The organism is Streptococcus bovismuti, from assembly GCF_042436615.2.
Lineage (GTDB): Bacteria > Bacillota > Bacilli > Lactobacillales > Streptococcaceae > Streptococcus.
The window spans coordinates 195,046-216,891 of sequence record NZ_JBHMFR020000002.1; the positions used below are offsets into that span (position 1 = coordinate 195,046).

General features: G+C 40.1%; 18 protein-coding genes and 2 pseudogenes. 17 read left to right on the forward strand and 3 right to left on the reverse strand.

All coding sequences use genetic code 11. The features are described 5' to 3' along the window. Positions 1–278: 278 nt before the first annotated feature. Positions 279–6,369 (forward strand): annotated as a pseudogene (gene bgaA, locus ACERDH_RS03910) (LPXTG-anchored adhesin/beta-galactosidase BgaA); the annotation flags it as partial. A 275-nt stretch (positions 6,370–6,644) separates the two neighbouring features. Continuing rightward, positions 6,645–6,953: pseudogene (locus ACERDH_RS03915) on the forward strand (hypothetical protein); the annotation flags it as partial. 178 nt (positions 6,954–7,131) lie between these two features. Here the strand turns inward: ACERDH_RS03915 and ACERDH_RS03920 are convergent. Beyond that, on the reverse strand, positions 7,132–7,488 hold the full coding sequence (locus ACERDH_RS03920; protein WP_386680018.1) for a DUF3397 family protein: 357 nt from the start codon (positions 7,486–7,488) through the stop codon (positions 7,132–7,134). 91 nt (positions 7,489–7,579) lie between these two features. Between ACERDH_RS03920 and mnmL the strand changes: the two genes are divergently transcribed. From mnmL to ACERDH_RS03945, 5 genes are read left to right on the forward strand one after another with little or no spacing between them, the layout of a single operon-like run. Further along, the gene (mnmL, locus tag ACERDH_RS03925) at positions 7,580–8,536 is read left to right on the forward strand and encodes a tRNA modification radical SAM protein MnmL/YtqA (RefSeq protein WP_386680021.1); all 957 of its coding nucleotides are present in this window, start codon (positions 7,580–7,582) and stop codon (positions 8,534–8,536) included. After that, entirely contained in the window at positions 8,520–9,077 is a 558-nt protein-coding gene (mnmM, locus tag ACERDH_RS03930) for a tRNA 5-(aminomethyl)-2-thiouridylate-methyltransferase MnmM (protein WP_386680024.1), read from the forward strand. The genes mnmL and mnmM overlap by 17 nt, the downstream gene beginning before the upstream one ends. Beyond that, entirely contained in the window at positions 9,070–9,324 is a 255-nt protein-coding gene (locus ACERDH_RS03935) for a hypothetical protein (RefSeq protein ID WP_000361085.1), read from the forward strand. Before mnmM ends, ACERDH_RS03935 begins: the two co-directional genes overlap by 8 nt. An 11-nt stretch (positions 9,325–9,335) precedes the next feature. Next, complete coding sequence (locus ACERDH_RS03940; protein WP_386680067.1) at positions 9,336–11,390, forward strand: cation:proton antiporter; 2,055 nt, start codon at positions 9,336–9,338, stop codon at positions 11,388–11,390. A 27-nt stretch (positions 11,391–11,417) separates the two neighbouring features. Then, on the forward strand, positions 11,418–12,278 hold the full coding sequence (locus ACERDH_RS03945; protein WP_386680070.1) for a YihY/virulence factor BrkB family protein: 861 nt from the start codon (positions 11,418–11,420) through the stop codon (positions 12,276–12,278). Positions 12,279–12,356: 78 nt separating this feature from the next. Here ACERDH_RS03945 and queA read toward each other — a convergent pair whose 3' ends face one another. Further along, a complete protein-coding gene (gene queA / locus ACERDH_RS03950) occupies positions 12,357–13,385 on the reverse strand; it encodes a tRNA preQ1(34) S-adenosylmethionine ribosyltransferase-isomerase QueA (RefSeq protein ID WP_386680073.1) in 1,029 nt (342 codons plus the stop codon). Between the two features lie 150 nt (positions 13,386–13,535). On the opposite strand from queA, the gene ACERDH_RS03955 reads away from it, so the two are divergent. The 10 genes from ACERDH_RS03955 to ACERDH_RS04000 all read left to right on the forward strand — a co-directional run bounded on the left by ACERDH_RS03955 (position 13,536) and on the right by ACERDH_RS04000 (position 20,685). Then, on the forward strand, positions 13,536–14,243 hold the full coding sequence (locus ACERDH_RS03955) for a glucosamine-6-phosphate deaminase (RefSeq protein ID WP_386680076.1): 708 nt from the start codon (positions 13,536–13,538) through the stop codon (positions 14,241–14,243). A gap of 138 nt (positions 14,244–14,381) precedes the next feature. Next, the gene (gene rpsU, locus ACERDH_RS03960) at positions 14,382–14,558 is read left to right on the forward strand and encodes a 30S ribosomal protein S21 (RefSeq protein ID WP_000048054.1); all 177 of its coding nucleotides are present in this window, start codon (positions 14,382–14,384) and stop codon (positions 14,556–14,558) included. A gap of 274 nt (positions 14,559–14,832) precedes the next feature. Beyond that, positions 14,833–15,768, forward strand: coding sequence for an HPr(Ser) kinase/phosphatase (hprK, locus tag ACERDH_RS03965; RefSeq protein WP_173233320.1), 936 nt, complete (start codon positions 14,833–14,835; stop codon positions 15,766–15,768). After that, positions 15,761–16,549: a prolipoprotein diacylglyceryl transferase gene (gene lgt / locus ACERDH_RS03970; RefSeq protein WP_386680101.1), complete on the forward strand. Its 789-nt coding sequence runs from the start codon at positions 15,761–15,763 to the stop codon at positions 16,547–16,549. Before hprK ends, lgt begins: the two co-directional genes overlap by 8 nt. Further along, the gene (locus ACERDH_RS03975) at positions 16,550–16,933 is read left to right on the forward strand and encodes a DUF948 domain-containing protein (RefSeq protein WP_000895040.1); all 384 of its coding nucleotides are present in this window, start codon (positions 16,550–16,552) and stop codon (positions 16,931–16,933) included. 15 nt (positions 16,934–16,948) lie between these two features. Beyond that, positions 16,949–17,338: a YtxH domain-containing protein gene (locus ACERDH_RS03980; protein ID WP_084862471.1), complete on the forward strand. Its 390-nt coding sequence runs from the start codon at positions 16,949–16,951 to the stop codon at positions 17,336–17,338. 83 nt (positions 17,339–17,421) lie between these two features. Then, positions 17,422–18,552: a radical SAM family heme chaperone HemW gene (gene hemW, locus ACERDH_RS03985; RefSeq protein ID WP_247947374.1), complete on the forward strand. Its 1,131-nt coding sequence runs from the start codon at positions 17,422–17,424 to the stop codon at positions 18,550–18,552. A 4-nt stretch (positions 18,553–18,556) separates the two neighbouring features. Next, positions 18,557–19,294, forward strand: coding sequence for an acyl-ACP thioesterase domain-containing protein (locus ACERDH_RS03990; protein WP_386680380.1), 738 nt, complete (start codon positions 18,557–18,559; stop codon positions 19,292–19,294). A 10-nt stretch (positions 19,295–19,304) separates the two neighbouring features. Continuing rightward, positions 19,305–20,078: a TIGR01457 family HAD-type hydrolase gene (locus ACERDH_RS03995; protein ID WP_261066894.1), complete on the forward strand. Its 774-nt coding sequence runs from the start codon at positions 19,305–19,307 to the stop codon at positions 20,076–20,078. Continuing rightward, positions 20,068–20,685, forward strand: a complete 618-nt coding sequence (locus tag ACERDH_RS04000) for a TIGR01906 family membrane protein (RefSeq protein WP_386680383.1) — start codon at positions 20,068–20,070, stop codon at positions 20,683–20,685. Before ACERDH_RS03995 ends, ACERDH_RS04000 begins: the two co-directional genes overlap by 11 nt. A gap of 127 nt (positions 20,686–20,812) precedes the next feature. Here ACERDH_RS04000 and ACERDH_RS04005 read toward each other — a convergent pair whose 3' ends face one another. Continuing rightward, positions 20,813–21,712, reverse strand: a complete 900-nt coding sequence (locus ACERDH_RS04005; protein ID WP_261038489.1) for a helix-turn-helix domain-containing protein — start codon at positions 21,710–21,712, stop codon at positions 20,813–20,815. Positions 21,713–21,846: the final 134 nt, after the last annotated feature.

The window sequence follows — 21,846 nt, forward strand, 5'->3', positions numbered from 1 at the left end:
ATGGTAGTGATGCTGTAGTAAAACCTCATGCAGATCAACCTTTAGTTTCAGTTGCTAATAATCAATCAGTTCCTTTAGTAGAAGGTAAAGCTGAAGTCGAAAACAAAACAGAAGAAACGAACAAGCTTGAGGATAGCAATAAGCTTGAAGAAACAAATAAGACTGAGGTGACGGATAAATCTGAAGATAAAAATAAATCTGAGAATAAGAAGAAATCTGAAGAAACAAATAAAGCAGAATCACAAGATCGTTCTGTTTCAAAAGATAAGCAAGAATTCAAATCTGCTACGAATGAAGTAGTTGATAAGTTAATTGAAGATAGAAACATTTCCTTCAACCAGAATTGGCACTTTAAACTAAATGCCAATGCAAAGGAAGCTGTAAAACCAGACGCAGATATTTCTTCCTGGAAAAAAATGGATCTTCCTCATGACTGGAGTATTCATTTTGATTTTGACCATGATTCTCCAGCTCAAAACGAGGGCGGTCAACTGAATGGTGGAGATGGCTGGTATCGGAAAACCTTTAAGTTAGACGAAAAGGACTTAAATAAAGATGTTCGTGTAACTTTTGATGGAGTTTACATGGATTCACAAGTGTTCGTCAATGGCCAACTAGTTGGTCACTATCCAAATGGATACAATCAATTTTCATATGATATTAGTAACTATCTCCATAAAGATGGGCGAGAAAATGTCATTTCTGTTCATGCAGTTAATAAGCAACCAAGTAGTAGATGGTATTCAGGAAGTGGTATCTATCGAGACGTATCATTGCAGGTAACAGATAAGATTCATGTTGAAAAAAATGGAACAACTATTTTAACTCCAAAACTAGAAAGTCAACAAGGAGGAAAAGTTGAAACCCAAGTAAGCAGTAAAATTGTTAATACAGACAATAAAGACCATGAAATTGTAGCAGAGTATCAAATTTTTGAACGAGGTGGGAAGGCAGTTACAGAACTTGTTCGAACTGAGAGTAAAACTCTAAAAGCTAAGGAAACCATTCATTTGGATTCAGCATTAGAGGTTGAAAAACCAAAATTGTGGACAGTATCATCTGACAAACCTGCTTTATATGAGATGGTAACTCGTGTTTACAAAGATGGTCAGCTTGTAGATGCAAAGAAAGATTTATTTGGTTATCGCTACTATAACTGGACTCCAGACCAAGGGTTCTCTTTAAATGGTGAACACATCAAGTTCCACGGTGTTTCATTGCACCATGATCATGGAGCGCTAGGAGCAGAAGAAAACTATAAGGCAGAATATCGTCGTCTGAAACAAATGAAGGAAATGGGAGTGAATTCGATTCGTACGACTCACAACCCAGCAAGTCCTCAGACCTTGCAGATTGCAGCTGAGCTCGGTTTGCTTGTTCAAGAAGAAGCTTTTGATACTTGGTATGGAGGTAAGAAACCATACGACTATGGTCGTTTCTTTGAAAAAGATGCTACCCACCCTGAAGCAAGAAAAGGTGAAAAATGGTCCGACTACGATCTTCGAACAATGGTAGAAAGAGATAAAAATAATCCTGCTGTTGTTATGTGGTCTATTGGTAATGAAATCGGTGAAGCAGATGGGAAAGCCCATTCACTAGCAACTGTCAAACGCTTGGTGAAAGTGATTAAATCTGTTGATAATACACGTTATGTAACCATGGGAGCTGATAAATTCCGTTTCGGAGATGGAACTGGTGAACATGAAAAGATTGCAGATGAACTGGATGCAGTTGGCTTGAATTACTCTGAAGAAAATTATCAAACTCTTCATGCAAAACATCCTAAATGGCTCATTTATGGTTCAGAAACATCTTCAGCAACTCGTACAAGGGGAAGTTATTTCCATCCAGAGAGTGAGTGGGTAGGAAGTAACCAATATTGGCGTAATTACGAACAATCAGATTATGGTAATGATCGTGTTGGTTGGGGTAAAACTGCTACAGCATCATGGACTTTCGATAGAGATCATCCAGGATATGCTGGACAATTCATTTGGACAGGTACGGATTATATTGGAGAACCAACTCCATGGCACAATCAAAATAGTACACCTGTAAAAAGCTCTTACTTTGGTATTGTAGACACCGCAGGGATTCCAAAAAATGATTATTATCTCTATCAAAGTCAGTGGGTTTCTGCTAAGAAAAAACCAATGGTTCATTTACTTCCTCACTGGAACTGGGAAAAGACTGAATTGGCAGACAATGTTGCAGATGCTGAAAATCGAATCCCGGTTAGAGCCTATTCCAATGCTGCTAGTGTTGAGTTGTTTTTAAATAATGAGTCACTAGGTCTTAAAAAATTCAACAAAAAACAAACTAGTGACGGTCGTACATACCAAGAAGGTGAAAATCCTTACGAACTATATTTAGAGTGGAAAGTTGCTTATAAACCAGGAACTTTAGAAGCAGTTGCTCGAGATGAGTCTGGTAAGGAAATTGCTCGAGATAAGATAGTGACTGCTGGTGAGCCTGCTGGTGTTCGTCTGGTTAAGGAAGAGAACGCTATCGCTGCAGATGGAAAAGATTTGACTTATATCTATTATGAAATTGTAGATAGTAAGGGTAATGTTGTGCCAACTGCTAACAATCTAGTTCACTTCCAACTTCATGGACAAGGTCAATTGGTTGGTGTGGATAATGGTGAGCAAGCTAGTCGTGAACGTTACAAAGAACAAGCAGATGGTTCTTGGATTCGTAGAGCCTTTAATGGTAAAGGGGTAGCGATTGTTAAATCGACTGATCAAGCAGGTAAATTTACCCTTACAGCTTATTCGGGATTGTTGAAATCAGATCAAGTTACGATTTTTACAGGTAAGTCAGACCAGTCAGAAAAAACTGTTTTAGGCACAGAAATACCCAAAGTACGTACAGTTTTAGGACAAAAACTTAAAATGCCTCAGACAGTGCCATTTGTATATAGTGATGGTAGTCGTGAAAAACGTCCTGTAACCTGGTCTCAAGCAGATGTCAGTCAAGCTGGAATTGTAACTGTAAAAGGTATGTCTGATGGACGTGAAGTTGAGGCTCGTGTTGAAGTACTTACAGTTGCGAATGAACTTCCAGCTGTTAAACGCATCACACCTGGAACAGACTTGAGTTCTGTGGATAAACTTGTTTCACTTGTTTCAACAGATGGTCGTATTCACAATTATGAAGTTGAAAATTGGGAAATTTCACCAGAAGATAAAGAGAAGTTATCTACTCCAGGGGCACATATTCAGATGACTAGTCAATTAGGAGATAGAACCATCCACGCTACTTTGATAGTTGATGATGGTAAGGAATTGTCTCAAGTTACACCAACTATAGCAGTAGGTGGTGAAAGTGTTACGGAACTTTCAAAAGAGCATCCTGTACATTATCACAAACTTTCTTATGGTGCAAAAATTCCAGAAGTCAGTGCTAGTGCTGAAAATGCCGATGTGAACGTGATTCAGGCAAATGAATCCAATGGAATGCGTGCTAGTATCTACATTCAGCCTAAAGATGGGGGACAGTTACAAACCTATGCTGTTCAGTTCCTTGTTGATTCTCCACAAATTGAAAGCTTGAGTCTCAGAGTGGATCAAGCATCTAGCCTCAAAGAAGATCAAACTGTTAAAGTGACAGTTTTAGCCCGTTATCAGGATGGAACTGAAGCTATTTTACCAACTGATAAGGTGACTTTCTCAAGCCAAGGTGAGGGAGGAGTCTCTGTTAATAAGGGAATGCTAGAGTTGCATAAACCGGGTAGTCTCACTTTACAAGCTCAATATGAAGATGCAAAAGGAGAACTTCCTCTAACGATCGCAGCAAATACTGAAGATAAAATTGTTCAGGCCATTCGCCCAGTTAGCCTTGTGACAGATTTGCACCAAACACCAAATCTTCCATCTACAGTAACAGTTGAGTACGATAAAGGATTTCCAAAAGTTCATAAGGTAGTTTGGGATTCGATTCCATCTGAAAAATTAAATCAATATCATACTTTTGAAGTTCTTGGTAAGGTTGAAGGATTGAATCAAGATGCGCGTGCGACAGTATCAGTAGAAGGAATTGTAAAAGTTGAAGATGTGAGCATCACAACACCAATTTCTGAGGCACCAACCTTGCCAGAAAGTGTCCGAACTTATTATTCAAATGGCCAAGTATCTTCAGCTAAGGTGACTTGGGATACTATTGATGTAAGCCAGTATGCAAAAGAAGGAATCTTTACTGTAACAGGCCATGTAGAAGGAACACAACTGACAACGAAATTACATGTTCGTGTATCGAGTCAAACAGAAATTGGGAAGAATATTTCAGATCAATGGACAGGTTCAGAATTACCACTTGCCTTTGCATCAGATTCTCATTCTTATGACCCAGTATCTAATGTAAATGATAAAGTGATTTCTTACGGTGATCAGCCTGCAAATCGTTGGTCAAACTGGAAACGTTCTGAAGAAGCTTCAGTAGGAGTACTCTTTGGAGATTCAGGTATTTTGACAAAACGTTCGGTTAATAACTTGAATGTGGCCTTTTATGAAGATAGTGGTGTAGGTGCTCCAAAATCTTACGTCATTGAGTATTATGTTGGTGAAAAAGCTCCAACTGCACCGAAGAATCCTGGTTATGTAGAGGGTGAAAACCACGTATTTAATGACAGTAAAAATTGGAAACCAGTTACAAATCTTAAGGCTCCAGATCAGTTAAAAGCTGGAGAAATGAATCATTTCAGTTTTGACAAGGTGGATACCTACGCGGTACGTATTCGCATGACAAGAGCTGATGATAAACTTGGAACATCAATTACAGAATTACAAGTTTTCTCTAAAAAGGTAGCACCAGCTAAAGAGGCAACTACTAATATTAAGGTGGCTGGAAAAGATCTTCCTCACTTTAATCCAGATTTAACAGATTACTATTTAGACTATAGTGATGGAAAAATTCCAGAAGTAACAGCTAGTATCACAAATAATGGACTTGCTACAGTGGTTCCTAGCGTGAAAGAGGGAGATCCTGTCCGTGTTATTGTGAAAGCAGAAAATGGCGATATTCTTGGAGAATACAACCTTCACTTTACAAAAGATAAAGATTTGTTGGCTCGTAAACCAATTGCTGCTGCAAAACAGTCTCAATTGTTGCAGTTAGGTCAACCTTTGGAATTGCCAAATAAGGTTCCAGTTTATTTCGCAGGTAAGAGCGGTTATGACGTAAAAGATTTGGCAGTTGAATGGGAAAAAGTCCCTGCTTCTACCTTAAACAAAGCTGGGGAATATACAATTAAAGGCCATGTAGTTGGTAGTGAGGTCCCAGTAGAATTATCTGTTCGAGTAACGGACAAGGTCGGTAGATCTCTTTCTGATAATCCAGATTATCTTGCTACTCATAGTCAGGCTTTTGCTTCAGCTACTAATGATTTGGATGATAATTCGAACGACCGTGTAGACTATTTAAATGATAATGACCGAAATCAAGACAACCGTTGGACAAACTGGTCCGCTACTCCATCTGCTAATCCAGAAGTATCAGTTGGTGTTATCTTTAAAAAGAATGGTAAAATTGTGGATAGAAAGGTTTCACAAGCTAAACTAAACTTCTTTGCAGATAGTGGAACAGATGCCCCAGCTAAACTGGTATTGGAACGATACATCGGTCCTGACTTTGATGTTCCGGTTTACTATTCAAACTACAGCTACGAATCAAATCACCCATTTAATAACCCCGATAATTGGGAACTTGTTCCTTATTACGCAGACAAAGAAATTCAAGCTGGAGACGAGATCAATGTGACATTTAAACCTGTGACTACCAAAGCTATGAGATGGCGCATGGATAGAAAAGCAGATAAAAATGGGGTTGCTTTAACTGAATTAAGTTTCCGAGCACCAAGTGAGCTTGCAAAAGAGAGCACAGAGGGAAGAATTTTAGTAGATGGTAAAGAGCTTGCTGACTTCTCTGAAAATCGTTTGGACTATGAATTGATTTATAAAGGGGAACGTCCAAAAATCACTGTAGAAGGGAAAGATCAAGTCACATCTACAATTGTGGATAGTGGAAATGAAAATCTTCCTGTATTAGTCCGTCTGGTATCAGAGAGTGGTAAGAATGTCAAAGAATACCGGATTAAATTGACTAAGGAAAAAGTGATAGACGCAAAACTTGTAGCTCCTGCTCAATATGACTTGCCTAGTCTTGAAGTGGTAGACAAAGAATTAAACTTCCAAACTCTTGAACAAAAAGACGATACTCTGTTTGAGGGAGAAGTCCGCCTATTGCAAGAAGGTAAAGTTGGTAAGGAACGTATCTATACAGAAGTAACGACTGATGGCAAGAATAAAGAAAAATCACGTGAGATTCTGGAAGAACCTGTAAATAGAATTCTGTTGGTAGGTACTAAGAAGAAAACAAGTAACATTGAGACACCGGCAGGTGGACATCAAGACAATGATAGCAGTCAACCTACGGAACAAAAACCAGGAGCAAATCCTAATCCAAATATTGTTATTCCAAATCCATCAAATAATGGTGTGACAAGTAACAGTTCAGATTTTAAAAATAATCTATCAGTTGCTCCGAACATTGTGATACAAGCTCCAACTCAGGAAAGCAAAAAACCTGGATGGAACAAGGAAGATGGTAAATGGTATTATCGTCAACAAAATGGGGACTTAGCTAAGGGTTGGGTCAAAGATGGAGATACTTGGTATTACTTTGATCAAACAGGAAAAATGGAAACTGGCTGGATTAAAGATCAATCAGGTGCATGGTATTACTTGAATCAATCAGGGGCTATGTCATCTAATGAGTGGATTTTGGATCAAGATGGTAAGTGGTACTATGTTGATGCATCAGGTTCGATGAAGACAAGTCAATGGTTCCAAGTTGGAGACAAATGGTATTATGTTGATGCGAATGGATCCCTTGCTGTCAATACAGTAACTCCGGATGGTTATCAAGTAAATGAAAACGGTGAGTGGATCGGATAAGATTGATTTGAGGAATGTAACGTTCTCATAAGATTTATTCTGTGCAGTGTTCCCAAACGAGACAAGTGAAGTCTCGCTTGGAAACGCTCTGCTCAAACGATTTTTAAACAAGAAAAAAGGATTTACCCAAGTCAAAAGGGTTAAATCCTTTATTTTTTATGTCTCATATAAGATTCAGCTAGAGAGCCATCAATTCAACAATCATCTCGATATACATGACAAGGGTTACTAAGAATCCTGCACGCCAGAAGAATTTGATGAATTTAGGATAGTAAAAGCTGCGTTTTTTCAAAAGGAAGAAAAAAACGAGAATAATGGCTAGGAGTGAGAGGGCTAGGCCTAGTCTAGGGAGGAAATTATGGGTAAAGGTTTTAGCTGTAATCAAGTAATACTCAAATACCAAGACTGGAAAAGCTAAATCCGCAAAGTTGAAGCCTATTTTTTTTAATCTAAAAAGTTTGGTTATGATAATGCAGACTACTAAGGTCAGTATCAATAATAAAATAGATGCTAATTTCATTAAAATCATATCCATATTGTATCATAAAAAATGGCTAAAGGAAACGAGAAATAGAGGAATTTATAGGAAAGTCAGGCTTTTGAGATTGTGGGTGATTTTTGTTATAATGAAAGTTATGAAATCTTATAACACCTTGAATGATTATTATCGAAAACTCTTTGGAGAAAAGACCTTTAAAGTCCCTATTGATGCGGGGTTTGATTGTCCTAATCGTGATGGAACTGTGGCTCATGGGGGCTGTACTTTTTGTACGGTTTCAGGTTCTGGGGATGCTATCGTAGCACCGGATGCACCTATCCGTGAGCAATTTTATAAGGAAATTGACTTTATGCATCGTAAGTGGCCAGATGTGCAGAAGTATCTGGTTTATTTTCAAAATTTTACCAACACCCATGAAAAGGTGGAAGTCATTCGAGAGCGCTATGAACAGGCTATTAATGAGCCAGGTGTGGTAGGAATCAACATCGGAACGCGACCAGACTGTTTACCAGACGAAACCATTGAATATTTGGCTGAATTATCGGAGCGCATGCATGTGACGGTAGAGTTGGGATTGCAGACCACTTATGAAACAACTTCTGACCTGATTAACCGTGCCCATTCCTATGAGTTGTACGTGGAAACGGTCAAGCGTTTGAGAAAGTATCCAAAGATTGAGATTGTTTCCCATCTGATCAATGGACTTCCTGGTGAAACTCATGAGATGATGCTTGAAAATGTCCACCGCTGTGTCACGGACAACGATATTCAAGGGATTAAACTGCACTTGCTTCACCTGATGACCAATACGCGTATGCAACGAGATTACCACGAAGGACGTTTGCAATTGATGAGCCAGGACGAATATGTCAAGATCATCTGTGACCAACTGGAAATTATTCCTAAACATATCGTCATCCATCGAATCACAGGAGATGCACCGAGAGATATGCTGATTGGGCCTATGTGGAGCCTCAATAAATGGGAAGTCCTCAACAGCATTGAGATGGAGATGCGACGCCGTGGAAGCGTGCAAGGATGTAAGGCTGTAAAACAGGAGTTTGATAATGAAAAGACCACTTGAAATGGCACATGATTTTTTGGCTGAAGTAGTGACAAAAGAGGATATCGTAGTGGATGCGACTATGGGAAATGGTCACGATACCCTTTTTTTAGCCAAGTTAGCCAAGCAAGTCTATGCCTTTGATATTCAGGAGCAAGCCTTGGAAAAGACCCAAGAGCGTTTGCATCGGGCTGGATTGACAAATGCCCAGTTAATCTTGCAAGGTCATGAGACACTAGACCAGTTTGTGACAGAAGCCAAGGCAGGGATTTTTAATCTGGGCTATTTACCGTCAGCTGATAAGTCCGTCATCACCCAACCTCAGACTACCATTGAAGCATTAGAAAAGCTGTGTCGCTTGCTTGTCAAAGGGGGAAGGATTGCCATTATGATCTACTATGGTCATGAGGGAGGCGATATTGAGCGAGATGCTGTCTTGGATTTTGTTAGTCAGCTGAACCAACAAGAGTACACAGCTGCCATTTACCGAACTTTAAACCAAGTCAACAACCCACCATTTTTAGTAATGATTGAAAAATTAGAGAGATATAGACATGGATAAACAATACCTACGTGAAAAGCTGGATGCCATGCGTCAGAATTTTGTTGAATCAACTCACCATGAACGAGCGGTGGGTGTGTTAGACCAAGCGCATATGAGCAAAAAAATGCTTAAAATCAAGAAAAAATTAGTTGCTCTTGAGATGGAACGGTGTCAGAGAAAAATTGAGCACAAAGATTGTTCCAAGATTGACCAAAAAATCAAAGAGCAGAAGGAGATTTTTGAATCTTGTTGTAAAAAAGATTAAGGAGGACGTGCGTGGAATTATTGATTTACCTCATCCTATTTTTACTGGTCTTGATTGTCTCAAGTATAACCAATAAGCTCCTGCCCTTTTTGCCCCTCCCTTTGGTGCAAATTCTTTTGGGAATTGTGATTGGTCTCTTTTTACCCAATACCAACTTTCACCTCAATACAGAGTTGTTTTTGGCACTGGTTATCGGTCCCTTGCTTTTCCGAGAGTCTGAAGAAGCGGATATTACGGCTATTTTAAAACACTGGCGAATCATTGTTTATCTCATATTTCCAGTGATTTTCATCTCGACCTTGAGTTTGGGTGGCTTGGCCCATCTTCTTTGGTTCAGTCTTCCCTTGGCGGCTTGCTTGGCTGTTGGGGCAGCCCTTGGTCCTACGGATTTGGTGGCCTTTGCCTCTCTTTCGGAGCGGTTTAGCTTTCCTAAGCGCGTGTCCAATATTCTTAAGGGTGAAGGACTCTTGAATGATGCATCTGGTTTGGTTGCCTTTCAGGTTGCCTTGACAGCCTGGACAACTGGAGCCTTTTCCCTTGGGCAAGCGAGTAGTTCGCTCATCTTTTCAATCCTAGGCGGTTTTTTAATTGGATTTGTAACAGCCATGACTAACCGTTTCCTCCATAGTTTCTTACTTAGTGTACGAGCAACGGATATTGCCAGCGAACTTTTATTAGAATTGAGTTTGCCTCTAGTGACCTTCTTTTTAGCAGAAGAAGTACACGTTTCAGGGATTATTGCCGTTGTAGTTGCTGGGATTTTAAAGGCAAGCCGTTTTAAGAAGATTACGCTACTCGAAGCCCAAGTGGATACGGTGACTGAGACGGTCTGGCACACAGTGAACTTTATGCTCAACGGTTCTGTCTTTGTGATTTTAGGGATGGAGTTGGAAATGATAGCAGAACCTATCTTGACCAATTCAATCTATAATCCTATACTTCTATTGGTATCTCTTATAGCCCTTACCTTTGTCCTCTTTGCTATTCGTTTTGTCATGATTTATGGCTATTATGCCTATAGGACTAGACGTCTCAAGAAGAAACTGAATAAGTATATGAAGGACATGCTTCTTTTGACTTTCTCAGGTGTCAAGGGAACGGTGTCGATTGCTACGATTCTTCTGATACCAAGTAATCTAGAGCAGGAGTATCCTCTCTTGCTTTTCCTCGTCGCAGGTGTGACGCTTGTAAGCTTTTTAACAGGTCTCGTGGTCTTGCCTCATCTTTCTGATGAACAGGAAGAAAGCAAGGACTATCTTATGCATATCGCCATTTTGAATGAAGTAACGCTAGAGTTGGAAAAAGAGTTGGAAGGCACCAAAAATAAACTTCCCCTCTATGCGGCTATTGACAATTATCATGGACGTATTGAAAATCTCATCCTGAGTCAAGAAAATAAGGGGGCTCAAGAAGACTGGGAGGCTTTAAAACTTCTCATCCTCAGTATTGAAAGTGATGGTTTAGAACAGGCTTACGAAGAAGGCAAGATGAGTGAGCGTGCTTATCGGGTTTACCAACGTTATTTGAAAAGCATGGAACAAAGTATCAATCGCAAGTTTGCTTCACGATTGACCTATTATTTCCTTGTTTCCTTGCGGATTTTACGTTTTCTCCTTCATGAAGCCTTTACTCTTGGCAAGACTTTCCGCAGTTGGAAAAATGAAGAATCACAGAAACTCAGAGCCCTTGACTATGACCAAATTGCAGAGCTCTATCTAGAAAATACAGAGATGATTATCGAAAGTTTGGAGAACCTAAAAGGGGTTTATAAGAGTTCTTTGATCAGCTTCATGCAGGATTCTCGTCTTCGTGAAACGGCTATTATCACTAGTGGTGCCTTTGTCGAACGGGTTATCAATCGTGTTAAACCTAATAATATTGATGAGATGCTAAGAGGCTATTACCTAGAGCGCAAGTTGATTTTCGAATATGAAGAAAAACGATTGATTACAACCAAGTATGCCAAGAAGTTACGACAAAATGTAAATAACCTAGAAAACTATTCCTTGAAGGAAGCTGCCAATACCCTACCTTATGATATGATGGAATTGGTAAGGAGAAATTAATCAAGATTATAAGTGAAGGAGTGTGACATGAAGAAGTGGTGGAAAGAGCTGATAGACAAGCCTTTATTAAAAGCCTTTTTGCATTATTATCAAGCATCAGATAGTGAGTTGACCAGTGTCGCAGTAGCCTACTATTGGTTGATCTCGATATTTCCCCTACTTTTGGTGGTGGTCAATATCCTCCCTTATTTTCAGATTCCAGTTTCCAATTTTTTAAACGTGACTAATAGTTTTTTGCCTGATACGGTTTATGATGTTATTGCAAAAATTGTAATGGAAGTTCTGACTCAGCCATCAACAGGTTTACTGAGTTTTGCGGTCTTATCAGCTTTATGGACTTTTTCAAAATCCATGAATTATCTCCAAAAAGCTTTTAATAAGGCCTATGGAGTAGCTAAGAGTAGAGGTTTAATTTACCAGCAATTGATGAGTTTACTAGTCAGTTTTGGCTTGCAAATCCTTTTTGCCTTAGCTCTCTTTCTCAGTGTCTTTGGCCGTATGCTTCTCAACCTTATCAAAAGCTACTGGAAATCAGATAGTCTTATTTTTGATTATCTGCAAGACCTGACAGGCCCCTTGGTTTATGCCTTGATTTTTGCCATCCTGGTCATGCTTTATTATTTCCTGCCCAATGTTAAGGTCCGACGGATTCGACATATATTGCCAGGGAGTGCCTTTGTCTTGTTGACCCTGGCCTTACTGCTCAATATCTTTTCAGTCTATGTTAACAATTATGTCAATCACATAGTGGACGTGCGTTTTTTCAGTTCCGTCGTCGTGGTGGTCATGATGTTCTGGTTTATTCTCATCGCTAAGATTTTGATTGTCGGCGCGGTTATCAATGCCAGTGTTCAGAGTTTGAAAGATCCAGCCTTTAGAATAAATTAACTCAATTTTTATCCATAGCAAAACGCATACTATCAAGTTTTTATAATGCCTGATAATATGCGTTTTTTCATTATGAAATTAATAGATAAACATGGCATCGCCAAAACTAAAGAAGCGGTAGTGTTCTTGGATGGCATGGTGGTAAGCGTCTAAGACTAATTCACGGCCTGCAAAGGCAGAAACCAACATGACCAGAGTTGATTTTGGCAGGTGGAAGTTGGTTGAAAAGGCATCTACAACCTTCCATTCGTAACCAGGCTTGATAAAGATATTGGTCCAGCCAGAATCTGCTTGGATTTGCCCATCAAACTTGGAACCAATAGTCTCCAAGGTGCGGATAGAAGTGGTTCCGACAGCGATGACGCGACCACCATTTTCCTTAACAGAGCGAAGAGTGACAGCCGCTTCCTCAGAAAGCTGGTAAAATTCTGAGTGCATTTCGTGTTCGTCCAGATTATCCACAGAAACAGGTCTAAAGGTTCCGAGTCCGACATGAAGAGTCAGATAGACTAGATGAACACCCTTAGCTTGGATTTCTGCCAGCAGTTCTTTGGTGAAGTGTAGTCCAGCAGTTGGTGCAGCAGCAGAGCCACTTTCCTTGGCGTAGACGGTTTGATAGCGTTCACGGTCATCCAATTTTTCATGGATATAAGGTGGTAATGGCATTTCTCCCAGACTTTCCAAGACTTCTAGGAAAATTCCTTGGTATTCAAAGCGGACAATGCGGCCCCCGTGAGTCAATTCTTTCGTAACAACAGCGCTGAGACGACCATCACCAAAGCTGACACGAGTACCAACCTTGAGGCGTTTGGCAGGTTTTGCCAGAACTTCCCATTCATCTCCAGCAGTATTTTTGAGCAGGAGAAGTTCCACATGGCCTCCTGTCTCCTCTTTTTGACCATAGAGGCGAGCAGGGAGAACGCGGGTGTCGTTCATGACAAGGGCATCACCAGGTTCCAGCATGTCAATAATAGAGTGGAAGTGTTTATCCTGCATTTCTCCCGTCTCACGGTTGACGATAAGGAGTTTAGAGGCATCTCGTTTTTCAAGGGGGGTTTGGGCAATCAATTCCTCTGGTAAGTGGAAATCAAAATCAGCTGTATTCATATATCTGTTCATTCTTTCTAAGTTCTAATCCTATCCATTATAACATGTTTCAAGTTTGGACGCTCTTTTTTTGAAAATTAAATCGTTTTCACTTGACAAAAATTGGTCTATACCATATAATGAATATAGACAGAAATGGAGGATGAAAAGATGAAAGTTATTAAAGTTGAAAACCAAGTTGAAGGTGGAAAAGTTGCTTTTGAGATTTTGAAGGAAAAATTAGCCAATGGTGCTCAAACATTGGGACTTGCGACAGGAAGCAGTCCACTTGAATTTTACAAGGAAATTGTTGAAAGTGACCTCGATTTTTCAAATTTAACCAGTGTCAACCTTGATGAGTATGTAGGCCTTGATGGCGACAATCCTCAGTCTTATCGTCACTTCATGCAAGAAAACTTGTTCAACCAAAAACCATTTAAAGAAAGTTTCTTGCCTCGTGGGGTTAAGGATCATGCTGAAGCTGAAGTTGAACGCTACAATCAAATTTTGGCTGACCATCCAGTTGATCTGCAAATCTTGGGAATTGGTCGCAATGGGCATATCGGATTTAATGAACCTGGCACTCCATTTGGCAGTCAAACTCACCTTGTAGAGCTTGACCAGTCTACTATCGAAGCCAATGCTCGCTTCTTTGACAAGATTGAAGATGTCCCAACTCAAGCCATTTCAATGGGGATTAAAAACATCTTGGATGCCAAGTCTATTATTCTCTTTGCTTATGGTCAATCAAAAGCAGAAGCTATTGCTGGAACAGTGTTTGGCCCAGTGACTGAGAACCTACCTGCAAGTAGTCTACAAAACCACCCTGATGTGACGATTATTGCAGATGCTGAAGCGCTTAGCTTACTTGAAAAATAAAAAGCAATGTTCTATTGAACGCCTTCAACTCTTGTATAAATGGAAGAAAAAATCAAAATTAAACCGCATTTTTTCTTGACAATTATTCCTTTTACGTGTAAAATAGAATAGATCTTGAACTTGAAGGGAGTGAAAAAAATGTCTAAAACAGTAGTACGTAAGAATGAATCTCTTGACGACGCACTTCGTCGTTTCAAACGTGCGGTTACTAAAGCTGGTACTCTTCAAGAAACACGCAAACGTGAATTCTATGAAAAACCTTCTGTAAAACGTAAACGTAAATCAGAAGCAGCTCGTAAACGTAAAAAATTCTAATTAGAACTGAAAGGCTGGAGAAATCTAGTCTTTTTTCTTTTAATACTCTTCGAAAATCAAATTCAAACCTCGTCAACGTCGCCTTGGATTATATATGTGACTGACTTCGTCAGTCTTATCTACAACCTCAAAGCAGTGCTTTGAGCAACCTGCGGCTAGTTTGCTCTTTGATTTTCATTGAGTATAAATAAATACTTCAAATCCTGCAAAAATCTGAAACTTCCTCCTACAATTTGATATAATAGTAAAAAGAACTCGATTGAAGGAGGAAATGATGTCGGTTTTAGTAAAAGAAGTGATTGAAAAGCTTAGACTAGACATTGTCTATGGCGAACCAGAATTGCTTGAAAAGGAAATCAATACAGCGGATATTACGCGACCTGGTCTTGAAATGACAGGCTATTTTGACTACTATACGCCAGAGCGGATTCAACTTTTGGGGATGAAGGAGTGGTCTTATCTGATTAGCATGCCTTCTAACAGCCGCTATGAAGTTTTGAAAAAAATGTTTCTACCTGAGACACCTGCGGTCATTGTTGCCCGTGGTTTGGTGGTTCCAGAGGAGATGTTAAAGGCAGCCAGAGAGTGTAAGATTGCCATTTTAACCAGCCGTACGGCTACTAGTCGTTTGTCTGGAGAGTTATCTAGCTATCTGGATTCTCGTTTGGCAGAACGTACCAGTGTGCACGGTGTTTTGATGGATATCTATGGGATGGGTGTCTTGATTCAAGGCGATAGTGGAATTGGTAAGAGTGAGACAGGTTTAGAGCTTGTCAAACGTGGTCACCGCTTGGTGGCAGATGACCGTGTCGATATCTTTGCCAAGGATGAGATTACTCTTTGGGGTGAACCGGCTGAAATCTTGAGACACCTGATTGAAATTCGTGGGGTTGGGATTATCGATGTTATGAGTCTCTACGGTGCGAGTGCGGTCAAGGACTCTTCACAGGTTCAACTTGCTGTCTATTTGGAAAACTATGATACACATAAGACCTTTGATCGTCTTGGCAACAATCCAGAGGAACTAGAAATTTCTGGCGTAGCCATTCCTCGTATCCGCATCCCAGTTAAAACTGGTCGTAATATCTCTGTCGTGATTGAGGCAGCTGCTATGAACTATCGTGCCAAGGAAATGGGCTTTGATGCGACCCGTTTGTTCGAAGAACGCTTGACAAATCTCATTGCTCAGAACGAGGTGCCAAATGCTTGATCCAATTGCTATTCATCTAGGTCCTCTAGCCATTCGTTGGTATGCCTTGTGTATTGTGACAGGCTTGATTCTTGCGGTTTATTTGACCATGAAAGAAGCGCCTAGAAAGAAGATCATACCAGACGATATTTTAGATTTTATCTTGATAGCCTTTCCCTTGGCTATTTTAGGAGCACGTCTCTACTATGTTATTTTCCGTTTTGATTACTATAGTCAGAATTTGGGAGAGATTTTTGCCATTTGGAATGGTGGTTTGGCCATTTATGGTGGTTTGATTACAGGGGCTATTGTACTTTATATCTTTGCTGATCGTAAACTCATCAATACTTGGGATTTCCTAGATATCGCGGCGCCTAGCGTCATGATTGCCCAAAGTTTGGGTCGCTGGGGAAATTTCTTTAACCAAGAAGCTTATGGTGCAGCAGTGGATAATTTGGATTATCTACCTGCCTTTATCCGTGATCAGATGTATATTGAGGGGAGCTACCGTCAACCGACCTTCCTTTATGAGTCTCTATGGAATCTACTTGGCTTTGCCTTGATTTTGATATTGAGACGAAAATGGAAGAGTCTCAGACGAGGTCATATCACTGCCTTCTACTTGATTTGGTACGGTTTTGGTCGTATGGTCATCGAAGGTATGCGGACAGATAGTCTCATGTTCTTTGACCTTCGAGTCTCTCAATGGCTATCAGTTGTTCTTATCGGTCTCGGTATTTTTATTATTCTATATCAAAATCGAAAGAAGGCCCCTTACTATTTTACTGAGGAGGAAAACTAAATGTTAGAAGTTGCATATATTCTTGTCGCCCTTGCTTTGATTGTCTTTTTAGTCTATCTAATCATTACTGTACAAAAACTTGGTCGTGTTATTGATGAAACAGAGAAGACGATTAAAACCTTGACTTCAGATGTGGATGTGACTTTGCATCATACCAATGAATTGCTGGCTAAGGTCAATGTCTTGGCAGATGATATCAATGTTAAGGTGGCAACGATTGATCCACTCTTTAGTGCCGTTGCAGATTTATCTCTATCTGTTTCAGACCTCAATGACCATGCGCGTGTCTTGAGTAAGAAAGCTTCATCAGCTGGTTCAAAAACACTCAAGACTGGAGCAAGTTTGTCAGCTCTTCGTCTTGCAAGTAAATTTTTCAAAAAATAAAAAAGGAGAATTCTTATGGGTAAACTATCCTCAATCCTTTTAGGAACCGTTTCAGGTGCAGCTCTTGCCTTGTTTTTAACAAGTGACAAGGGTAAACAAGTTTGCAGTCAGGCTCAAGATTTTCTGGATGATTTGAGAGAAGATCCTGAGTATGCCAAGGAGCAGGTCTGTGAAAAACTGACAGAAGTCAAAGATCAGGCTACAGATTTTGTTCTTAAAACCAAAGAACAGGTTGAGTCAGGTGAAATCACTGTTGACAGCGTACTTGCTCAAGCTAAATCATGTGCTCGTCAAGCGACAGAAGCATCAAAAGATCGATTCAATAATCTCAAGGAGCAATGGCAAGAAAAAGCCGAAACTCTTGATGAATCAGAAGAGATTGTTATTGACATAACAGAAGAATAAACCATCACCATCTCTGGACGGACTATGTATCTGGGGATGGTGATTTTTTTCTCGTAGCCTGTCTTTGTGGTATAATAATTACTATGCAGAAAAAACCAACGTCAGCCTATGTGCACATCCCATTTTGTACCCAGATTTGTTATTATTGTGACTTTTCAAAAGTTTTTATCAAGAATCAGCCAGTAGATAGTTATTTGGAACATCTGTTAGAAGAGTTTCAATCTTATGATATTCAAAAGTTAAGAACCCTCTATATTGGTGGTGGAACACCGACAGCTCTATCAGCTTCGCAACTAGAGGTGTTATTGAATGGCTTGACTAAAAACTTGGACTTGTCTGCCTTGGAAGAGTTGACCATTGAAGCCAATCCCGGCGACTTGGATGCGGATAAGATTGCGGTTTTGAAGAACTCGGCTGTCAATCGTGTTTCACTAGGTGTGCAGACCTTTGATGACAAGATGCTGAAAAAGATTGGGCGCAGTCATTTGGAGAAGGATATTTATGAAAATATCGACCGCCTGAAACTGGCTGGTTTTGATAATATCTCTATCGATTTGATTTATGCACTGCCTGGTCAGACTATGGAGCAGGTCAAGGACAATGTGGCTAAGGCTATTGGGCTGGATATTCCTCATATGAGTTTGTATAGTTTGATTTTAGAAAATCATACGGTCTTTATGAACCGTATGCGACGAGGAAAATTGCCTCTACCTAAGGAGGAATTGGAGGCTGAGATGTTTGAGTACATCATCGCGGAGCTGGAGAAATCTGGTTTTGAGCATTATGAGATTTCCAATTTCTCCAAGCCTGGTTTTGAAAGTCGGCACAACCTCATGTACTGGGATAATGCTGAGTACTATGGCATCGGTGCTGGGGCGTCTGGTTATGTAAATGGAGTACGCTATAAAAATCATGGTCCCATTCGTCATTATCTCACTGCGGTTGAGGAAGGCAATGCACGTATCACAGAAGAACACCTGAGTCAAAAGGAGCAAATGGAAGAGGAAATGTTCTTGGGCCTCCGCAAGAAATCAGGAGTCTCCATGGCGCGATTTGAGGAAAAATTTGGACGGTCCTTCGATGGACTTTATGGAGAAATTGTCAGAGACTTGGTTCAACAAGGTCTCATGCAAATAGAGGGTGACCGAGTTCGCATGACAAAAAGAGGTCTCTTTTTAGGAGACACCGTTGCAGAACGATTTATTTTGGAGTAGAATGATGGGCTTAACTTATCAAATGAAAATGAAAATTCCTTTTGATATGGCTGATATGAACGGTCATATCAAGCTTCCAGATGTGATTTTGTTGTCCCTGCAAGTTTCAGGGATGCAGTCGATTGAACTGGGTGTTAGTGATAAGGCCATTTTGAAAAACTATAATCTTGTCTGGATTATCACAGACTATGATATTAAGGTGGTTCGTTTGCCTCGTTTTGCGGAAGAAATCACTATTGAAACGGAAGCCCTGAGCTACAATCGACTCTTTTGCTACCGTCGCTTTACCATTTATGATGAAGCAGGTCAGGAACTCATCCACATGATAGCGACTTTTGTTCTGATGGACCGAGATAGTCGAAAAGTCCATGCTGTCGAACCTGAGATTGTGGCTCCTTACCAGTCTGATTTTGATAAAAAACTTATCCGCGGACCAAAGTATGAGTCCTTGAACGAGCCAATCAGCAAGGATTACCATGTCCGTTTTTACGACTTGGATATGAATGGCCATGTCAATAACAGTAAATATCTGGACTGGATTTTTGAGGTCATGGGAGCGGACTTTTTGACCCACTATATTCCCAAGAAAATCAACCTCAAGTATGTCAAGGAAGTTCGACCAGGTGGGGTGATTACATCGGCTGTTGAATGGTCTGGACTGGAAAGCAAGCATGAGATTACAAGCGACGGGGTTACCAATGCCCAAGCTATCATCACTTGGCAAGAAATGAAGAAGGATTAGGGAGAAATAAATGAAATATAAAGGCTATTTAATTGATTTAGACGGAACTATTTATAAGGGTAAAGACAGAATCCCAGCAGGGGAGGCTTTTGTCCATGAATTGCAAAAGCGGGACATTCCCTATCTCTTTGTAACCAACAATACAACCCGTACTCCTAAGAGTGTTCAGGAGATGCTGGCTCAGAATTTTAATATCGATACGCCCCTATCGACTGTCTACACAGCGACTCTGGCGACTATCGACTATATGAACGACTTGGGGCTTGAAAAGACCGTCTATGTCATCGGAGAAGCAGGACTCAAGGAAGCCATCAAGGCGGCTGGTTATGTGGAAGACAAGGATAATCCTGCCTATGTGGTAGTAGGTCTGGACTGGCAAGTCGACTATGAAAAATTTGCGACAGCAACTCTAGCTATCCAAAAGGGAGCTCATTTTATCGGAACCAACCCTGACCTCAACATCCCGACAGAGCGCGGTCTTTTGCCTGGTGCTGGTTCACTGATTACCCTTCTTGAAGTGGCAACACGAGTGAAGCCTGTTTATATTGGGAAACCAAATGCCATCATTATGGACAAGGCGGTTGAGCACTTAGGTTTGGAACGTGAAGAATTAATCATGGTTGGGGACAATTACCTGACTGATATCCGAGCAGGGATTGACAATGGCATTCCAACGCTCTTGGTGACAACAGGTTTTACCAAGGCAGAAGAAGTAGCAGACCTGCCAATCGCACCGACTCATGTGGTTTCTAGCCTTGCGGAGTGGGATTTTGATGAAAACTAAACTGACCTTTTGGAGCTCTATGCTCTTTCTCCTCTCCCTCTCAATCCTTTTGACCATCTATCTGGCTTGGATTTTCTATCCGCTGGAAATTCAGTGGCTGAACTTGACGGATCGAGTTTATCTAAAACCAGAAACCATTCAATATAACTTTCATATCTTGATGGATTATCTGACCAATCCTTTTAGTCAGGTCTTGCAGATGCCAGATTTTCGTTCGTCAGCAGCTGGTCTGCACCACTTTGCAGTGGTCAAGAACCTCTTTCACTTGGTGCAGCTAGTTGCCCTAGTGACACTGCCAAGTTTCTATTTCTTTGTCAAAGGGATTGTGAAAAAGGGCTTTTTATCTTTATTCAGTAAGGTTTTTTTGACTCTAGTAGTTTTGCCTGTGCTGATTGGTCTTGGGGGAGTTTTGATTGGTTTTGACCAATTCTTTACCCTTTTCCATCAAATTCTCTTTGTGGGAGATGATACCTGGCTTTTTGATCCAGCCAAGGATCCAGTGATTCTGATTTTGCCAGAGATTTTCTTCCTCCATGCCTTCCTCCTCTTTTTCGCCCTCTATGAAAGCTTCTTTGGTTTTCTGTACCTGAAAAGTCGTAGGAAGTGAAATTTTGGATGAAGCTTCATCAATAAAAACAGCCGAGATAGCCACAGTTGTTTCCTAACTGTGGCTATCTCGGCTATTTTCTAATTTCTTCCCTGTTTATCGGGTCTGGCTGCAACTCAACCCTAGTCTATGGTAAATCAATTCCAGTTTTATTGAGCATTTTAACTTGTCGATAGAAGATGTTTCTTATTTGAAAAAGAGTTTGATCCGGGAAAAGACTATTCCGACTGTCTAGATAGGATAAAAACTGAGTTGCCAGTTCTATTCCCTCCTTCTTATCTTGTCTGAGCAGATTATAACATTCTTGCATTTTAATGTGAAGAAATGAATCTAGCAATAGTTCTTTTTGGTAATTGAAATCCTTAATTCTATATAATTCAATCTTGTCCACTAAATCTTGAGCAAGTTGGTAATGCCCATTTCTAGAATAGGTTTGGATGATGTCTGCGAGTGTCGATACAAGCGCTCGTTTTTGTCGGATATCAGTAAATGGTTCTTCTAGTAAATCAAGAGCTGTTTTTGCAATTTGTTGAAGTGTTTCTGTAGGAAAGTCAAAATAGTGAATTACAAGACTAAATATGATATAATCCTGTGGAAGCCAGTAGTTTAGATGAAATAAGGTAGTCTTAGCCCGATTGAGGATAGTCCAATCTTCTTTCGACAAATTCTCTCTCTTTCTAGGCACTTCTAAAGATTGGATATAGACATAATCAGTCATATAGGTGTCTATATCAAGTGTTTTAAGAAATTCTACAGCCTTAGTTGGTGTTGTGAATCTAGTTTTTTCAAATTCGGAAAATGAAGTATTCTGAATTTGATAACGCAACATCAACATTGTAATATCAGTGGGATCAAAGATTTTGAGATTTTCTAGGATTTTGTAGTAGGTATCCACCTTGATGGTCGTAATTCCTTTTTCAAATTTACTGAGGTTGTTGGGACTAATGGCTGTTCCAGCAGCTTCTTTTAGAGTAAAGCCCCTCTCCTCCCGGATTTGTTTGATAATTTCACCAAAGTTTATTTCCATTTTACTAATCTCCTTGTGGTTTTACTTTATTATACACTATTTCAAGAAGATAAGAGAAAAAACTACAAAAAGATACGATTTTGAGAAGATTTGTAAGGGATTTCGGTAAAAATCCATTTTTTTCGTCGTTTTTC